The following is a 17,724-nucleotide window of genomic DNA, read 5'->3' as shown; positions in this document are numbered from 1 at the left end:
ATTAAAGAAAGTTAACCGATGTTTCTTAACAATGTCAAAAAGTTGCAGCGTATGGATTACGCTGCAACCAAAGGGTGATTACTTTCTAGCGAACTTTTCCAGTTCAGTGTTAAATTTCTCCATTTCTTCGATAAAAAGCGCGTGACCACTGTTCTCAAACCTGATGATCTGTGAATTCTTAATTCCTTTGTTTAGTTGCTCGGCGAGAACGAAGTCACATAACTTGTCTTTTGCGCCGTGGAAGATCGCTACTGGTACTTTAATTTTGCTCAGTTCAGGACGTAAATCAAGACGGCTAAGTGCTACCAATGATTCTGATGCTGCGTAAGGAGATGCTTCCATATTGACACTCTTTAACCATTCTGACATTCCTTTAGAAATTCCATTCTCTGTAGCCGCAAATGCTTTGTCAAAATCATCGATTACCTGTGGGCGGTTAGTTCTGGTGAGTTGAATAAATGATTTTGCACCTTCTTCTGTTAATCCGTAAGGGAAACCAGGACGTTGTATCCATGATGGCGCTGCAGGGGCAAATAAAGCGAGCTTGCTGATATGGGCACCATTGTACTTAGTAACATAGTGAAGTACAGCCGCGCCACCCATTGAATAGCCACCTAATACTGCATTCTCTATTTTAAGCTTTTCCAACACTACTTTAATGTCGTCAGAAAATGTGTCGAAGTCATATCTGCCATAAGGTTTATCTGATTTGCCATACCCTCTAAGTGAAATACCGATAACTCTAAATCCCTTCTGAACAAGGTATTGGTATTGATACTCGTACATAGCGTTGCTTAGCGGCCATCCGTGTATCAATACAACGGGCTGCCCTTCACCAAGGTCTACGACATGAAGCCTCACATTTTTTTCTACTTCAATATATTCTTCTCTTCCCGCAGAGGCTGGGACTCTTTTCCCTTGACCAAAAAGTGGCAGATTGTAAATAAAGGCAATTAATAAGCTGATTGTTAAGATTGTTGTTTTCATGTTTGGTTTTTTATTAATGGTTTATGATTGATTATTGTATTTGAACTTGATCACATTATAGAAGATGTGCATCTAACGTGATTTCAAGATTATATGCTCTGCTAACAGGACATGTATCTTTCGAATGATGTACAATTTTTGTAAACTGCTCTTGAGATATTCCAGGTACTCTCGCATGTAGCGTTAGTGCTGATTTAGAAATTACGCCATTGATTAGCGAGACTACGGCTTCAGTACTCAGTTCTTCGGGTGTAAATCCTGCTGCAGTAAGGTCTGCGCTTACTTTCATTGTAAAACATCCGGCATGTGCTGCGGCCATCAATTCTTCAGGATTTGTTCCGGACAGGTTCTCAAATCGTGTTAAAAACGAATAAGGTGTGTTATTTAGAATGTGGCTTTGGGTGGTGAGGTTTCCTTTGCCTTCTTTGATTGTGCCATTCCAGATTGCTTTAGCTGATCGGTTCATATGTTTTATTTTTTTTGTTGTTGTGATTAATTTGATAGTACAAAGGTGTGCTAAAGGGAGGCGCTGGAAAATGGACAAATTGCTACGTGTCTTGTACATTTTTCCCTATCGATAATTCAGTGCTTATTTTTCTGAATAGCGTGGTGGAAAGGTGTAGGGATAGTAGACTATCTTTTCCTATAGGAGACGAATAAACACGAACTCAGATAGCTCTGTTATTATAAGTACAGGGGACTGTTTGACTATGATATCAATGAGGGTACCTTTATAAAAACAGGTGAGTTGATGAGGGCGTGCCGGGTGATTTGCCGGAGCTTTAAATAGAGGGTAATTGATAAGCGTAGAACCTGTTGCACGGGATTAACGGCAACAGGTATTGTTTTATCTTCTGATTAGTGCGAAAGAATTTCACCATCAAATAGTGGTGGTGAGAACGCCACCGTCTACCCGGATAGCAGATCCATTCGTTGCAGCGGAAAGCGGACTAGCAAGGAAAGATATCATGTTAGCTATTTCCGTGGGCTCGATAAAGCGCTGCAAAAGAGAAGTTGGATTTAGGTTCTTGGTGAGATTTGCTTTCATTTGCTCGGCAGTGATATTTTGACTGGCCGCAATTTGCTTTACTACATTTGCTACACCATCTGAGTAAGTAGGACCACCCACTATTGTATTGACAGTTACTAAAGTGTTCTTTGTTAGTTTAGCTAGTCCATTGCTAATTGCAAGCATCGCAGCTTTTGAAGTGCCGTAGTGAATCATATTCTCAGGAATATTAATGCCAGACTCGCTGCTGATAAAGATGATGCGACCCCAGTTCTTTTTAAGCATTAAAGGAAGAAGCGCACGTGACAATCGCACACCACTCATTACATTAACCGTATACATTCTTTGCCAGTCATCATCATTGGTTTCAGTAAAAGGTTTAACTTCAAATATACCTGCATTATTAACTAGTATATCTACAGATGGTAATTGAGCAATGAGTGCATTAACTTCTTCAGCGTTTAGAAAATCTGCTGTCAACCCTGAAACATTGCTATTTGCTACTTCATTCTTCAACGATGCGACAATGGTTTTCACTTTTTCGGGTGACCTTCCATGTATGATTACATTTGCTCCCTCCAACAGAAGTTGTTTTGCAATGGCAAGACCTATGCCTTGTGTTGAACCAGTGATGAATGCTGTTTTTTGTTTTAACTGTAAATCCATTTTAGCGTGTATATGTTATTTTGATCATGATTTGTAGTAATTACTACAAAATAGGGTAAAAATTATTCAATAAGGGATAACTGCATTTTAATTTGCTCACGCAATACAGATCTGTCAGGATGCATTCTACGGGTAATGTTAATGCCATTCCACAATGTAATGAGATACCGGCCAAGCAAAGTTGCCTTTGTCTTGGTTTTGAGTTTGCCTTGTTTTTGAGCTTGTTTAATCGTATCAATGAAAAGACGCTCTACTTCGTTAAGGATTGTAATCGATGCTTTCTCAAGGTCTTTATCTACAAAGGTCATTTCAACGGCAGTATTTACTACAATGCAACCTTGCATATGGGTTTGAATATCGGTATCGGCAATGCTTAGGAAAAAATCTTTAATGTCCTGGATAGGATCATTACTTTCTTCAAGCTTCCGCTTAAAGGCTTCAAAGGCCAATCGCCGTTCTGCCAATGCGCGTTGAAAAAGTTCTTTCTTACCACCTTTAAAGGCATTGTAGAAACTACCCAATCCCATGCCCATAGCTTTCAGCAGATCCTCCATAGACGTGGCGGTGTAACCTTTTGTCCAGAAAACTTTCTGCGCTTTCAGTACAACTTCTTCATCATTAAAAGTAGATGGTCTCCCTGGCATCTTACATTAATTTTCCTGCAAGTTACCACTTTTGTAACGATTACTACAAAATATGATGATATTTCGCTCAAGGGGTATCAGTCTTTTATTTTCAAGCCAACTTTTGGAGAGTAAGTGGTCCAATATCTTTACTGCAACAAAGTTGCATTTAAGACTTGTTTCTTCTATAATTGCACCTGTGTCGGGAATTCGCATGGGTTCATATTAATAGATCTTATAGCGGAGTTTCTGTCAGCAAAGATTTTACTTCAATATATAATATGACAAATACAAAGGACACTTGGGATGTTGTGATTATAGGAGGCAGCTATGCCGGCCTTAGTGCTGCCATGGCTTTGGGTAGATCGCTGCGTAAAGTATTGGTTGTTGATTCGGGTATGCCTTGCAATGCGCAGACACCACATTCACACAACTTTCTTACACAGGATGGCAAGACTCCGTTTGAAATTTCGACAACTGCACGCCAACAGGTTGCTGCCTACAATACAGTTCAGATTCTAAATGATCTTGTAGTAAAGGCTGATAAAACAGCTCAAGGATTTGATGTTGCTTTGCAATCGGGTACCCAGGTTGGCGCTAAGAAGTTAATATTTGCCACTGGTATTAGAGATCAGCTTTTAAACATTCCCGGTTTCTCTTCCTGTTGGGGAATTTCGGTGGTCCATTGCCCGTATTGTCATGGTTACGAGTATCACGGGAAGAAGACAGCGATTCTTGCTAATGGAGAAGGGGCTATGCACTACGCTTTGCTTGTGGGTCACCTGACAAAGCAATTGCAAATTTTAACGAACGGAAAACCAGAGTTTACTGAAGAGCAAATGGCTAAACTTCGTAAACATAACATTCCGATTAATGATTCAGCAATCATTGAGATTGAACACGAACGTGGTTATCTCAAAAACGTAATAATGAGTGGCGGTAACAAAATACAAGTAGATGCCCTATACTTCCGCCCACCCTTCAAACAACATACAGACATACCTAAGTTATTGGGATGTGAGTTCACTGAGCATGGTTATATAAAAGTTGATACCTTTCAAAAAACCACTGTTGATGGCGTATATGCCTGTGGTGATAATTCGTCTATGATGCGTTCTGTTGCAAACGCAGTCTCAACCGGAAATTTTGCAGGTGCCTCACTTAACAAAGAACTGGCTATGGAGCAATTCTAAGCCGGTTTCCGAATGCACGTCAACAATGTTCGCGTGTTTATGCAGACTATTACAAATAAACTCGCAACACCCTTTTTTAGTTAAAAGATTGTCGGAATTCCAATGGCGATACGTTGGTTTTATTTTTGAACAACTTGCTGAAGGATTGCGAATGCTCAAACCCTAGTTCAAATGCAATCTCGCTTACCGATAAGGTAGTGGTGGACAGTTTTTCCTTCGCCTTGTCGATTAGTTTGTTATGAATATGCTGTTGTGTTGATTGGCCTGTGAGTGTTTTTAACAAACTTCCTAAGTAGTTAGGTGATACATTTAATAAGTCTGCAACATATTGTGCGGTAGGCAATCCTTTGTCTATTAAATTTCCACTATTAAAGTACTCATCAAGAATTCCTTCCAATCGTTCAAGAATTTGATGACTGCTCTTTTTTCTTGTTATAAACTGTCTTTGATAAAAGCGTTCACAATAATTGAGTAGCAATTCTATTTGAGAGATAATAATATTGTGACTGAACTTGTCAATATTGGAATGATACTCTCGCTGAATGTTCTGCATGAGTTCCTGAATAATGTTCTCTTCTTTTTCTGACATGAACAGTGCTTCATTAACAGCATAGCCGAAGAATTCATAATGTTTGATATTCTTGGCAAGTGGTGTGTTCCATAAGAAATCAGGATGGATAAACAAGAGAATACCGGAGGGCTTTATCGTCTGCTTTTCTACCGTAAGGCGTACAACCTGTCCTGGTGCAACAAATGACAACAGGCCTTCATCAAAGTCATATTGTTGTTGACCATAGCGAAATTTCCCTTGGATATTTCGTTTTAATCCTATGGAATAGAAGTTTTGTACCCAGCTGATTTCCTTTTCATTAGTTTGATAGTCCACCAATCCATAATCTACTAAACTAACCAAAGGGTGTTCAGGTTTTGGCAAGCCACTCATCTTATGAAATTCACTGATGGTGTTGAATGTGTGTATTGTCTTTTGCTTTTTCATAGCGATGTTAAAGATAGAGCTATTGCTAGCTCTATCTTATCATTTTATTTTAAAAAATCTGTTGATCTGCTTAATGCATCGTGGGCGCTGATCTCACCCTTTAAAATTTCCAGCTTATTGTTGGCCATTCCAATTGAATCACTGCCCATGAATAAATGCAAGGGTGGATTTTTTTGTTCTGCCAATTGAATGAATGCAAGAGCAGCCTTTTCTGGATCGCCGGGCTGGTTTCCTGGGATATCTTCAACATGGGCCCTGTCTAGTTCTCTTGCCTCTTTGTACTCGGCAATAGGATTCTGAGCGAATCGTAATGATCCTTTTAATAAGAAGTTGGTTTTGAAGTACCCAGGGTAAACAATGGTAGCAGCAATCCCGAGCGATTTTGCTTCTGCTGATAAAGCTTCAGTTAAGCCGGCTACAGCAAATTTAGTGGCATTGTAAATCCCCCAACCAGGAAATGCTCCGAGAAAACCTGCTATAGAAGAGATGTTAATAATATGTCCGGATTTCTTGTTCCGCATGTGCGGCATCACATTTCTGATCACATTTAACAGGCCAAAGACATTCGCATCAAAGTTTTCACGTGCTTCTTTATCTGTAGATTCTTCCAAGGTTCCCAACTGACCATATCCGGCGTTATTTACGACTACATCAATCCCTCCAAAAGTTGCCAGTGTTTTTGCAATGGCATCTTGCACGCTTTTTTCATTTGCAACGTCGGTCTTCAGTGCAAGAAAGTTAGTAGAAGATCCTACCTCTTTTTTCAAAGCTTCAGCGGTTCTTGAAGTCGCTGCTACGCGGTACCCTTCATTTAAAAGTCTTTTTACAAGTGTTAGTCCGAGGCCTTTAGAAGCTCCGGTTACAAACCATACTTTTTTAGTGCTCATCGTTTTTTTGTTTTAGTTTTTTAATTGATTTACACTACAAAGGTGGGCTCTTCCAAGGTGTTGCCTGTATCTAAATCAATGGTTGTTGTAGCCATATTCATGATCAGATATCATAAAGAAATGGACCTTGGCAGCTGCTTCTAAATGCTAAGAATGTCTATTTTCGCTCAACTACTTAAGATGTCTGAGACGCATTATTCGCAATCGGCAATCATAAACTTTAATTCGACTTACTGAAACGTAACCGACTCAATTTTTTCAATGCTACTTTGATACGCGTCTGCTAGCTTCGAAATCGGTTGGGTAGTGTGCCCTTCTTAAGAGATTTAATGATCTCGGCAATACGCTTCTTTCTCGTTTCCTCCCGCTTGGCAACAACTAACCAAAGCAATAATTGTTTTTTAAGCGATTTACTTAAACCCTCGTAATAGGTTTTTGCTTTATTCTCCTTCTTAAAATAATGTAGCAGGTCTTCAGGAACAGCAAGTGCCTCAACACTATCCAGTATTTCCCATGATCCATTTTCTTTCGCCACTTCTATACATTTAAGGCCCGCACTTGTCATTAGACCTTCAGCTATAAGTTGCTCAACCTTATCTTTATTGATCTTTGACCACATGCTGGTCGGCTTCCGTCGCGTAAAAAATTGTATGTATTTTTCATCATCAACAGGTTTTGCTTTGCTATCAATCCAGCCAAAACATAAAGCTTCCGCTACAGCTTCAGCCCAATTAAGTGTAGGCTTGTTTGCTGCTTTTTTATAGTAAATAATCCATATCGATTCTTTTTTGTGATGATACTTTTTAAGCCAACTCCTCCATTCCTTTCGGTTTTTAGGGTAGAATGTCTCTGTCTCGTCCACCTTTATTTTCATAACAAAAACTTAAATTTTAAATACCTTCTTGGCTTAGTTGTTTAAATAACTTGTACAAGTTTAAAACCCGTAGGTGACAGCCTTATGGCAGGACACAAAACATAAAAATGTTATTCTCTTATCAAAAAGAGTATTTTAAAGTATGCTATTCGTATTCATGAGCCATCCAGACAAGTAATTTGAGCCAATAAAGAAAACATTTAGGCCTTATAAGTGCCCACCTTTGTAACATCAACAAACAATAACAGCAATGACAACAATTAAGAAGATATACCTTGGTAAAAATGGTCCGCTTGTATCCAAACTCGGACTAGGCTGTATGCGTATGTCACCTGTTTGGGGTGGTCCTGCAAACGATGAAAGTGAGAGCATTGCAACCATTCAGATCGCATTGGATAACGGCATTAACTTTTTAAACACGGGAGACTTTTATGGTAGCGGCCATAATGAGTTGCTGGTAGGTAAAGCCATCAAGGGCAGAAGAGACGATGCCTTTATCAGTGTGAAATTTGGTGCTATCTTTTATAATGGTCAATGGATAGGAATGGACTTACGTCCTACATCCATTAAAAACTTTATCAACTATTCGTTGGTACGTTTAGGTATAGATACGATTGATCTTTATCAGCCATCAAGGTTAGATAACAGTGTTCCTGTAGAAGATGTTATCGGAACTGTAGCAGACTTTATTAAAGAAGGAAAGGTGCGCTACCTTGGTGTTTCAGAAATTACATCTGAGCAGTTGCGTAAGGCGCATAGGATACATCCCGTCTCCGCGCTGGAAATTGGTTATTCGTTAGCCGAGCGTCAAATCGAAAAAGACTTGCTTCCAACAGCCAAAGAGCTTGGCATAGGAGTCGTAGCTTTTGCCAATACTGCTGAAGGACTCCTTACCGGAGATATGAAAGCACCATTGCCTACGAATGATTATAGAAACCACTTCTCTCGCTTTCAGGGTGATAACCTTGTGAAGAATCTTGAGAAGGTAGAAGTTTTAAAGTCTCTGGCTGAGAGAAAAGGAATTACACCAACACAGCTTGCAATTGCGTGGGTCAATATACAAGGTGATCACGTCATGCCTTTGGTGAGCATGAGCCGCAGATCGAGACTTCCTGAAAATATGAAGGCCATGGAAATATCATTCTCAGCAGATGAGATAAATGAATTGAACACCCATTTTTCAGTAGGAGCAATACTTGGAGGAACTTATTTACAACGATAAATTTAGGGGGCGTTTAGCCCCCTTCTTTAGCTATTTTTACATTTATGATCAATCCGACTGAAATAATTCCAGGAGTACTCTTTTATGCATACAATGCGTCTATGCGAAAAGAGAAAGTGGGTTTTCTCACACATCATACCCTGGTGTTGCAGGTATCAGGGCATTTCACTTTCGAAACTTCTGTTCAGAAAATATCCATGAATAAAGGTGAGATGTTGTTGATCGGTAAAAATCAATTAGGCCAAATTACCAAAACTCCTCAACCAGATACACATTACGAAACTATCGTCATCTCCTTACAGGAGCCTCTGCTGAGAAAAATTGCGCTGGAAGAACACATTGAGCCTAAGCCAAAATATCTTGGGTCACCTAATATTCTCATTCCCTCCAATGAGTTTTTGAGGGGGTATTTTCAATCCGTAGTACCTTATGTACGTAATCCCGAAGAAAGATTGACAAATGAAATTGGTATGCTAAAAGTAAAGGAAGCGGTGAAACTATTACTGCATACCATGCCTGCGTTAAGCAATTTTCTCTTTGACTTTTCAGAACCTCACAAGATCGATCTTGAAAAGTTTATGCTTAGCAATTTTCATTACAACCTCTCTGTCGCAGAATTTGCTGGACTTACAGGAAGAAGTCTTGCCGGGTTTAAAAGAGATTTCAAAAGAACATTTGGCGCATCACCCAGACATTGGCTTCAGGAAAGACGATTGGCCGAAGCCCGACACCTGATCGAGAAAAAGAACATGAAACCTTCTGCCATCTACCTCGATTTGGGTTTTGAAACGCTGTCACACTTCTCTCATTCCTTCAAGAAGAAGTTCGGCATGGCGCCTTCGGCGTTGTAAAAATAGATGGTTTATACCTGTTGAAGGATAAAATTGCTCTTCAATGTAGCCAAGGCAGCTGCCGGAAATCTTATTGTTGCAATAGTTCATAACATTTCGCTTAATCTTCTCCGGCAGCCTTCTACATATCATTTAAACAACTCCTGTTTTAATACAGCAGCTGCTTGTAACATCGCCACTTTTACCGCAGGTATATGTGCCAGCGGATTGAGTAGTCCGTAGTCGTGGATTAGCCCTTGATAACGTGTCAACGTTACTGTGACGCCGGCTTCATTTAATTTCCGAGCATACTCTTCCCCTTCGTCACGCAGAACATCGATCTCTGCAGTTTGTACCAGCGCAGGAGGCAAGCCTTTCAGTTCTTCAACAGAAGCTTGCAGCGGAGATGCATACTTCTGCTTTCGTTCATCCTCGTCGGTAGTATAGTTATCCCAAAACCATATCATCATATTCCTGGTAAGAAAACGATCAGACTCAAACGCGTGGTAGGAGTCGGTGTCAAAAGCTGCATTGGTAACAGGCCACAGCAGCAGTTGAAATTTTATTTTCGGACCTTTCTTATCTTTTGCCATCAGTGCTACAACGGCTGCCATGTTCCCTCCTACACTATTACCAGCTACAGCCAGTTTCTCACTGTCTACTCCTATCTCTTTACTATGTAGCGATACCCACTTAGTAGCCGCGTATGCCTGGTTGATAGCAACAGGATAACGGGCTTCAGGAGAAGGTGTATAGTCGGGAAATACCGCTACTGCGCCGCTTTCAACTACAAGGTCTCGTACCATTCTGCGGTGTGTCGGATAATCACCCAGCACCCAACCACCACCATGGAAGAACATGAACACCGGAAGGTCTTCTTTAGCACCCTTCGGTTTTACAACGTGAATATTTACACTGATACCATCTTGCGTAATTTGGCGTTCAGATTCTTCAATGCCGGAGTAATCTACATTTACTGATTGCTGTGCGCCAATGAGGACCTGACGTGCATCTGCAGGAGTCATTTGCTCCATAGGTGTGCCGCCAGAAGAGTTCAATACTTTGAGGAATGCTCTTACCTCCGCAAAAACCTGCGGATCTTTTTCTGCTTTTACAGCGGTTGATGTTTGTACCATAATTTTGTGTTGTTTGAAATAGAGATTGGGAATGATACTTCCCCATGAGTAATTAAATTATGTAATAATTATTTCTCGTTCCTGAAGAACGCATTAAGAAAATGTTAATTAAATGATGACACCTTTCTTTCATTTGTACTTCAACAACAAGGTGAATATAGCAAGAAATATTCCTGCCCTCTTGTTAACAGTATCGGCGATGCGCCTTCAATTCTTTATTAACAATTGTTATCGTTTCCCACCATTCGGTCGCTCATCTCCGTAGAAACAAAAATCTAAAGAATAATGAAATTGAATAGGAATTATGTTACTCCCTTTATCGCCCTTGTTTTCGTTGTCGTTGGTATCTCGGCCTTTTAATGTTCTTCCATCTTTTGGATGGTTACACAGAAGTTGTGCATGAACTCATGGGAGTTGTCTTTTTAACTTTTGCTATTTTTCATATCATAATCAATTGGTCAAGCCTTAGAATTCATTTTAAAAAAAAGTATTTGTTCCTGCAGCTATATCCGTTATCATAACCTCCATTGCATTTATCATCATGGCGAGAAGGAATATGCCAATTGATATTGTTATAACAAAAAAGATCTTTAAAGGACCTATCCACGATACTTTTAAAGTGCTTGGTGGCGATTATAATAAAGTCTCTAAAAAGCTTCAGAGTAATGGTATCTCAATTGGTGATGCAAATACAATGGAAGAGATCTGGATTAAGAATAATACAACAGCTGACGAGTTGATCAATCTTATAACAGAATAGGGGTAGAAAACGAATTAACACCAGTTAACTTTTATGCATTGATGCTTTTTTTAAGCAGCAATGGGCCTCAGTGCTTCAAAAAATGTAATTTGCCGTCATGGGACATTTGCCTGATTTGATTCGTGACCTGGCGCTTATACTCATGGCCGGCGCCATTATTACGTTGATTTTCAAAAAGATTAAGCAACCGCTTGTGCTGGGATATATCATTGCCGGGTTCTTGGTCGGTCCTTATTTTAAAGTTTTTCCGACAGTTGCTGATCACGAGAATATTGAAATATGGGCTGAGATCGGTGTAATCTTTTTGCTTTTTAGCCTCGGTCTTGAATTCAGTTTTAAAAAATTAGTAAGAGTAGGCGGCGCTGCCTCCATTACTGCATTTGTTGAAATAGCCTTTATCACAGTTTCCGGTTATTTTGCTGGTCGGTGGATGGGCTGGTCTACAATGGACAGCCTGTTCCTCGGGGGTATGCTTGCAAGTTCATCAACCACTATCATCATTCGTGCATTCGATGAACTCGGCGTAAAGACGAAGCAGTATGCGCGTATTGTGTTTGGAGTTTTAGTCGTTGAAGATATTGTTGTCATCCTTTTGATGGTGCTGCTTTCTACCATCGCTGTTACCAAACAGTTCGAGGGTATGGAAATCGTGTATACCATCGTTAAGCTCTTGTTCTTTCTTGCCATCTGGTTTATTGCCGGCATTTTTCTACTACCAACATTGCTGAAAAAAGCAAGAGCATTATTGGATGAAGAGAACCTTCTCATACTTTCAATCGGCTTATGTCTTGCCATGGTGGTATTGGCAACCAAGGTAGGCTTCTCTGCAGAGCTAGGTGCTTTTATCATGGGCTCTATTATTGCAGAAACTACTTCCGCTGAAAAGGTTGAGCATCTTACAAAGCCAGTAAAAGATCTTTTCGGCTCTATCTTCTTTGTTTCCGTTGGTATGTTGATAGATCCTCAAGCTATTATACAATATGGATGGCCTGTGGTTGTTGTCACACTACTTACCCTATTTGGAAAATTGTTTAGTACAACAATAGGTGCTTTAATTTCAGGGCAGCCACTAAAGCAATCAGTACAGGTTGGCATGAGTATGGCACAAATCGGTGAGTTTGCTTTCATCGTAGCAACGCTGGGACTTTCTCTTGGTGTTATCTCAGATTTCCTCTTTCCGATAGCTGTTGGCGCTTCTGCAATAACAACCTTCACTACGCCCTATCTCATCAAGTTTTCAGAGTCTTTCTATTTCTTCCTCGAGCGCTTTCTCCCGGAAAGCTGGATCCGAAGACTCAACACGTATTCATCAGGCACACAATCTATTCAGGCTGAAACTGATTGGAGAATCGTCCTCAAGTCTTATAGAAACATCGTTGTAAGCAATGGTGTTTTATTACTGATTCTGATTTGGCTTACACTTAATTTCCTGGTCCCTTATTTAGAGAAAACCATTGAAGGAGATACAACAAAAAGCGTTGTTGCATTGGTAATTTCTCTCGTACTCGGGCTGCCATTCCTCTGGGCTATTATGGCTAAAAGGCCAGACAATAGTGCCTATAAAGAATTGTGGATGGAAAAGAAGTATAACAAAGGACCTCTTTTTATACTCGAAGTCGGAAGAGTTCTACTAGGGCTGGTTCTTATTGTTATATGGACAGTACAGATCATACCGACCCGTGGTGCCATCTTTATTGTTTTACCTGTAGTCGCAGGGGTTCTTTTCCTTTTCGCAAAACGTATGAATAATTTCTATTCAAAGCTGGAGAAACGATTCTTCACCAATCTTAATGCAAGAGAGACTGAAACATTTAATACATTATCTGCACGCGTAGCCAGAAAGAACGTTGTTTTCCAAACACAACTTACACCGTGGGATGCACACATCGTGCAGTTGGAGGTCCCACCCGATGCAGCATATATAGGCAAACCTTTGAAAGACTTGCAATGGCGCGAGAAGTACGGAATTAACGTTGTATATATCAGACGTGCCGAAAGCCTAATCCACGTTCCTGATCGCAAACAGTTTCTTTTGCCGTTTGACCAGGTGGGTATCGTCGCTACTGACGAACAGATCACTGCGTTTAAACCTGTTTTCGATCAACGTGTTGTAAGAGATAAAGATGCCTATGACATTGATATCGGTGAAATTGTATTTGAACAATTACTGGTAGATGAGCATACACAGCTCAAAGGTGTTTCCATTCGTAACTCAGGTCTACGTGAACGTACAAACGGACTTGTTATTGGTATCGAACGGAATAACGAACGAATACTAAATCCTGATTCAACAACTATATTCGATTGGGGTGATATAATTTGGATTGTAGGTGAAAGAAGCAAGATTCAATCGCTTAAGACAACCAAATAGTTTACAGCTTAATAATCCTCAACAAGTCTTCTTTGGTCTTCACCCTGATTGCATTTCGTCCGCGCAGGGTGGAGTAATGGCTTTATGTATAGTCTAAACGACTTTTAATTGTTCAGAATGTGCCTGTAAATCTCCGCCTTACCAGGGTATACTGACAGTTCTAGCTACCCTTTAGCTAGAGTCAGGAAATCGTCACCGTATTGAAATTTTATCATGCCAGTAAATAGGTTATTTAAGCGTCCTGAATTTGCGGAATTTGATTTTCGTTAAACGCAGCAGAGCGATTCTTCAAACAGATCAGCATACCAATAGACAAGCGCTCGGGATGAGTGCCCATAGCTATTTTGTTGTAATACATCGAATGGTTAATATTGGCCATGAAGAGCCAGTACCGTTGTCTTACCATTTTTCTGATCATTCTTTCACTTCATGCTGATTTGTCTTTCGCCCAGCAGAATGTACATCACCAATCAGCTCAATATGAATGGCCAACGGATCCTTTAGTAAAAGAAAAGCTGGAGCAATGGCGCGATCAGAAATTCGGAATGATTATTCATTGGGGATTATACGCAGTGCCTGGTATAATTGAATCGTGGGGGTTGTGCTCTGAAGATTGGATCGAAAGAGATAGCACAATTAGCTACGATGATTTCAAGAAATGGTATTGGGGACTTCAACGTGAATTTAACCCTGTTGATTTTAATCCCGAACAATGGGCACAGGCAGCGAAAGATGCAGGAATGCGTTATGTGGTTTTCACCACCAAGCATCACGATGGTTTCAGCATGTTTGATACAAAACAAGCCGATTTTAAAATTACCCATGGTCCCTTTGCCAACCATCCCCGGGCTAATGTGGCAAGTCATGTGTTTGAAGCGTTTCGAAAGCAGAACTTCATGATTGGTGCTTACTTCTCAAAGCCCGATTGGCACAGTGAATATTATTGGTGGCCCAAGTATGCAACACCAAATAGAAATAACAACTACGATATTAATAAATATCAATGGCGATGGAATAAGTATAAGGAATTTACCTTCAATCAGATTCAGGAGTTAACGACCGATTATGGGAAGATAGATATTCTGTGGTTAGATGGAGGGTGGGTAAGACCATTGGAAACTGTCAACGATGAAGTGCGTTCATGGGGAGCTGAAATACCAGCGTGGAGTCAGGATATTAACATGGATCGGATTGCTACAATGGCGCGTACAAACCAACCCGGCTTACTAATAGTTGACCGCACCGTACATGGCCCTTATGAAAACTACCAGACACCAGAGCAGAGAATCCCTGAGCGAAAACTTGACCAGCCATGGGAGAGTTGCATTACATTAGGAAATGCCTGGGGTCACGTACCCAACGATCAGTTTAAATCAAGCACCGAGATCATTCATACGCTCATTGAAGTTACAGCTAAAGGAGGAAGCCTGTTATTAGGTGTCGGTCCTGATGCCAAAGGCTTATTTAGCACGATACAAATAGAAAGATTAAGAGAGATAGGTCAGTGGCTTAAGGTTAATGGAGAAGCAATCTATAATACCCGAACTATAGACAACTTTCAGCATGAGCGATCATTCTTCACGCAGAGTAAAGATGGTAAAAATCTTTACGCGATGCGTTTGTTAGATGCAAATACCAAAGTACCAGCAGCCATTGAATGGAATGGAAACCCTCCGGCAAAAGGATCAACAATGAAAATATTACAGACGGGCGAAGTAGTAAAGTGGTCTTTGCAGGGAGATAAAGTTAAGGTAACAATTCCTTCGTCTTTAAGAGGTAAATCCCTGCCTGCGATCGCATTCTCCTATAACCAGTAAAGTAATTACTGCAATGCAAATATTTTTTTCATTAACACCCATTTTTCACCAGGCTTGGCGCCTGGTAGTGCCTGCTGATATTTCCACATTAGCGTTTCCCATGCCTGTACCTGCGAATTAGTCCGGTCCATCTCAGCTTTGCGTTCGAAGGAAAACGTATCATTGGCTTCAATAATCATAAAAAGCCTGTTGCTTACGCGATAAATCTCCATTTGTTCGATACCTGCGTCTTTAATACTTCGCTCAATGTCGGACCATATATTTCGGTGATATGCTTCATACTCCTTAATAAGGTCGGCATCATCTTTCAGATCAAGAGCCAGGCAATATCGTTTCATTTTACACAGACTTAAACTTTTACAGACCTCCAATTCTAAAGATAAGTTAAAATTAAGAACACGTGTAATATATAGGTCTTGTCTGTTTTGCTAAAATTGTTGGGTCAGCATAAATTACCACGCTATTTTTTAATATTATTTGATTTTTTCCTAACTTGTCTTAGGCGTCCCAGTATGGTAAACCCGATCAAACCTGATAATTCTGTTTCTGAGCAGGTCCTTATCTTATTGAAGGAGGGGGATAAGTTTGCTTTCGAGAGTATCTACAATAAATATGTCGGGCTATTATTCTCTTTTATTAATGGGAAGATCAGGGTAAAGGAAATCTCCGAAGAAATAATCCAGGAAATATTTGTCTCCCTCTGGGCAAACCGGGAATCACTGCATATTCATACCTCAATAGAAGCCTATCTGTTTGGGGCAGCTAAAAACCAGGTCCTTAATTATATAAGGAAAGAATATGTTAGGAGAGAGTATGCAGCAGAGTTTACACGCTTTGCCAATGAGCAGTACGATAATTCAGTTATTGAGCAAGCCAACCTCAACGACCTTCAATTCACCATACAACAAAAAGTCGCAGAGCTGCCCGATCAATGCCAGCTCGCATTTCGCCTGAGCCGGATGGAGCACACACCAATCTCTCAGATCGCCGAAAAAATGAATATTTCAACAAGAACCGTTGAAAATTATATATCCCAAGCCTTGAGGCATTTGCGCACAAACCTCGGTGAACTCCTTACTATAGGAGTCGCGTTGTTCCTCCTTCGATAACCCGATTTCAGCATATTAGTTTCTATCTATAATGGTTTAGATCAACCATGTGCTTTAACGCACAACCTGAAAATTAGACTAATCATATTGTATTAGTAACCTGCTCCGTGCCATTCAGGTAGCGTTTATAAATAAAATAAAAAAAATATTAGTGTTAGACTGTGCGTATGATGCCACTCATGCAACATACGTAAAGGAGGCGACATGCCTGGTCTTTAATCTTATTTGTATAGAGTTTATGAACGAGTTCGAATTTGATCGGTTGATTGAATTATATCAAAAGGGTCTGCTTACAGGAAAAGAGAAAAAACTGGTAGAGGACTGGCTTAATAAATCCGGCGCGGAAGAAGATACCAGCTATAGTCAGCATGACAAACAAATGCTAAAACTAAAAATCTTCGATCAGATTGGCGCTACGGATAAATCAAGAACTACATTCGAACTTGAGCATAAAAAAGAAAATGCATCCCCTGTATCCTCTTGGGTAGTTACCTATAAAATTGCCGCATCCCTTACACTCATTGCGGTCTTCGTGTACCTTATTTTACAATATACCGCTGATGAGGTAGAGAAAGGTCAAATGCTTCAAGCATCCTCATCTGGCAATGTCAGAAAGGTAATTCTTGCAGATGGAACATTGGTCTGGCTTAAAGGAAACAGTAAACTGTCATATCCTTCAACCTTTTCCGAAAAAACGCGAAACGTTTCACTTCAGGGAGAAGCCTTGTTTGAGGTTGCAAAAGATGTACAACATCCGTTTATCATCTCCTGCGGAGAATTAACAACTACTGTGTTAGGAACAAGCTTCAATATTAAATCCAGTGATAATAAAATAGAAGTGGTGGTGCTCACCGGAAAAGTCTCGCTGACATCAGCTGATAATGAACAAGGTGTCATTGTGCTCCCCGATGAAAAAGTGGTATATGATGGACATAAAAAGGAATTGGCTGTAACGAAACAACGTAACGAAGAAAAGCTAGTAGCGGTAAGTGGTACGGAATACATCATGTCTTTTGAAGATTCCAGGATGGGCGAAGTGATTCAACGAATAGAGCAGAAATTCAATGTTCGTATTTCGTTGAGTGACGTTAACCTCAATAATTGCATGATCACCGCCGATTTTTCAGATCAATCACTGGAGAGCACACTAAGCATGATTTCACAAGCTTTAAACTTCACCTATAGTATTCAAGGAAAGTCAGTAATGCTAGACGGAAAAGGCTGCGAAATGAATTGATATGAA

General features: G+C 40.2%; 18 protein-coding genes. 8 read left to right on the top strand and 10 right to left on the bottom strand.

Annotated elements, in window-relative coordinates; translation table 11 throughout:
- Window positions 1-78: 78 nt before the first annotated feature.
- The 4 genes from KK060_RS12415 to KK060_RS12400 all read right to left on the bottom strand — a co-directional run bounded on the left by KK060_RS12415 (window position 79) and on the right by KK060_RS12400 (window position 3,306).
- Entirely contained in the window at window positions 79-987 is a 909-nt protein-coding gene (locus KK060_RS12415; protein WP_254154057.1) for an alpha/beta fold hydrolase, read from the bottom strand.
- 55 nt (window positions 988-1,042) lie between these two features.
- Window positions 1,043-1,453, bottom strand: a complete 411-nt coding sequence (locus KK060_RS12410; protein WP_254154056.1) for an OsmC family protein — start codon at window positions 1,451-1,453, stop codon at window positions 1,043-1,045.
- A gap of 414 nt (window positions 1,454-1,867) precedes the next feature.
- A complete protein-coding gene (locus KK060_RS12405) occupies window positions 1,868-2,662 on the bottom strand; it encodes an SDR family NAD(P)-dependent oxidoreductase (RefSeq protein WP_254154055.1) in 795 nt (264 codons plus the stop codon).
- Window positions 2,663-2,724: 62 nt separating this feature from the next.
- Window positions 2,725-3,306 carry a TetR/AcrR family transcriptional regulator gene (locus KK060_RS12400; protein ID WP_254154054.1) on the bottom strand — a complete coding sequence of 194 codons (582 nt, stop codon included), beginning with the start codon at window positions 3,304-3,306 and terminating at the stop codon, window positions 2,725-2,727.
- 260 nt (window positions 3,307-3,566) lie between these two features.
- Here KK060_RS12400 and KK060_RS12395 point away from each other — a divergent pair, with 260 nt between their 5' ends.
- Entirely contained in the window at window positions 3,567-4,478 is a 912-nt protein-coding gene (locus KK060_RS12395; protein ID WP_254154053.1) for an NAD(P)/FAD-dependent oxidoreductase, read from the top strand.
- Window positions 4,479-4,554: 76 nt separating this feature from the next.
- On the opposite strand, the gene KK060_RS12390 is transcribed toward KK060_RS12395, so the two are convergent.
- The 3 genes from KK060_RS12390 to KK060_RS12380 form a co-directional block, all read right to left on the bottom strand.
- Window positions 4,555-5,475 (bottom strand): helix-turn-helix domain-containing protein, encoded by a 921-nt coding sequence (locus tag KK060_RS12390; RefSeq protein ID WP_254154052.1) that lies wholly within the window; start codon window positions 5,473-5,475, stop codon window positions 4,555-4,557.
- A gap of 44 nt (window positions 5,476-5,519) precedes the next feature.
- Entirely contained in the window at window positions 5,520-6,362 is an 843-nt protein-coding gene (locus KK060_RS12385) for an SDR family NAD(P)-dependent oxidoreductase (protein WP_254154051.1), read from the bottom strand.
- Between the two features lie 283 nt (window positions 6,363-6,645).
- Window positions 6,646-7,236 carry a YdeI/OmpD-associated family protein gene (locus KK060_RS12380; protein WP_302180066.1) on the bottom strand — a complete coding sequence of 197 codons (591 nt, stop codon included), beginning with the start codon at window positions 7,234-7,236 and terminating at the stop codon, window positions 6,646-6,648.
- 250 nt (window positions 7,237-7,486) lie between these two features.
- Between KK060_RS12380 and KK060_RS12375 the strand changes: the two genes are divergently transcribed.
- Entirely contained in the window at window positions 7,487-8,458 is a 972-nt protein-coding gene (locus KK060_RS12375) for an aldo/keto reductase (protein WP_254154050.1), read from the top strand.
- A gap of 44 nt (window positions 8,459-8,502) precedes the next feature.
- On the top strand, window positions 8,503-9,309 hold the full coding sequence (locus KK060_RS12370) for an AraC family transcriptional regulator (protein ID WP_254154049.1): 807 nt from the start codon (window positions 8,503-8,505) through the stop codon (window positions 9,307-9,309).
- 128 nt (window positions 9,310-9,437) lie between these two features.
- On the opposite strand, the gene KK060_RS12365 is transcribed toward KK060_RS12370, so the two are convergent.
- On the bottom strand, window positions 9,438-10,424 hold the full coding sequence (locus KK060_RS12365) for an alpha/beta hydrolase (RefSeq protein WP_254154048.1): 987 nt from the start codon (window positions 10,422-10,424) through the stop codon (window positions 9,438-9,440).
- Between the two features lie 541 nt (window positions 10,425-10,965).
- On the opposite strand from KK060_RS12365, the gene KK060_RS12360 reads away from it, so the two are divergent.
- Entirely contained in the window at window positions 10,966-11,184 is a 219-nt protein-coding gene (locus tag KK060_RS12360; protein ID WP_254154047.1) for a hypothetical protein, read from the top strand.
- A 97-nt stretch (window positions 11,185-11,281) separates the two neighbouring features.
- On the top strand, window positions 11,282-13,555 hold the full coding sequence (locus KK060_RS12355) for a monovalent cation:proton antiporter family protein (protein WP_254154046.1): 2,274 nt from the start codon (window positions 11,282-11,284) through the stop codon (window positions 13,553-13,555).
- A gap of 232 nt (window positions 13,556-13,787) precedes the next feature.
- On the opposite strand, the gene KK060_RS25045 is transcribed toward KK060_RS12355, so the two are convergent.
- Window positions 13,788-13,913 (bottom strand): hypothetical protein, encoded by a 126-nt coding sequence (locus tag KK060_RS25045; protein WP_302180065.1) that lies wholly within the window; start codon window positions 13,911-13,913, stop codon window positions 13,788-13,790.
- Between the two features lie 19 nt (window positions 13,914-13,932).
- Here KK060_RS25045 and KK060_RS12350 point away from each other — a divergent pair, with 19 nt between their 5' ends.
- A complete protein-coding gene (locus KK060_RS12350; protein ID WP_254154045.1) occupies window positions 13,933-15,372 on the top strand; it encodes an alpha-L-fucosidase in 1,440 nt (479 codons plus the stop codon).
- 5 nt (window positions 15,373-15,377) lie between these two features.
- Here the strand turns inward: KK060_RS12350 and KK060_RS12345 are convergent, their stop codons facing one another.
- Entirely contained in the window at window positions 15,378-15,710 is a 333-nt protein-coding gene (locus KK060_RS12345) for an L-rhamnose mutarotase (protein ID WP_254154044.1), read from the bottom strand.
- A 174-nt stretch (window positions 15,711-15,884) separates the two neighbouring features.
- Here KK060_RS12345 and KK060_RS12340 point away from each other — a divergent pair, with 174 nt between their 5' ends.
- The gene (locus KK060_RS12340) at window positions 15,885-16,481 is read left to right on the top strand and encodes an RNA polymerase sigma-70 factor (RefSeq protein WP_254154043.1); all 597 of its coding nucleotides are present in this window, start codon (window positions 15,885-15,887) and stop codon (window positions 16,479-16,481) included.
- 238 nt (window positions 16,482-16,719) lie between these two features.
- Complete coding sequence (locus KK060_RS12335; RefSeq protein ID WP_254154042.1) at window positions 16,720-17,718, top strand: FecR family protein; 999 nt, start codon at window positions 16,720-16,722, stop codon at window positions 17,716-17,718.
- The last annotated feature ends 6 nt before the right edge of the window (window positions 17,719-17,724 follow it).

The organism is Chryseosolibacter indicum, assembly GCF_018598585.1.
Classification (GTDB): domain Bacteria; phylum Bacteroidota; class Bacteroidia; order Cytophagales; family Cyclobacteriaceae; genus Chryseosolibacter; species Chryseosolibacter indicus.
This window is presented reverse-complemented; position numbering and strand designations above follow the sequence as displayed.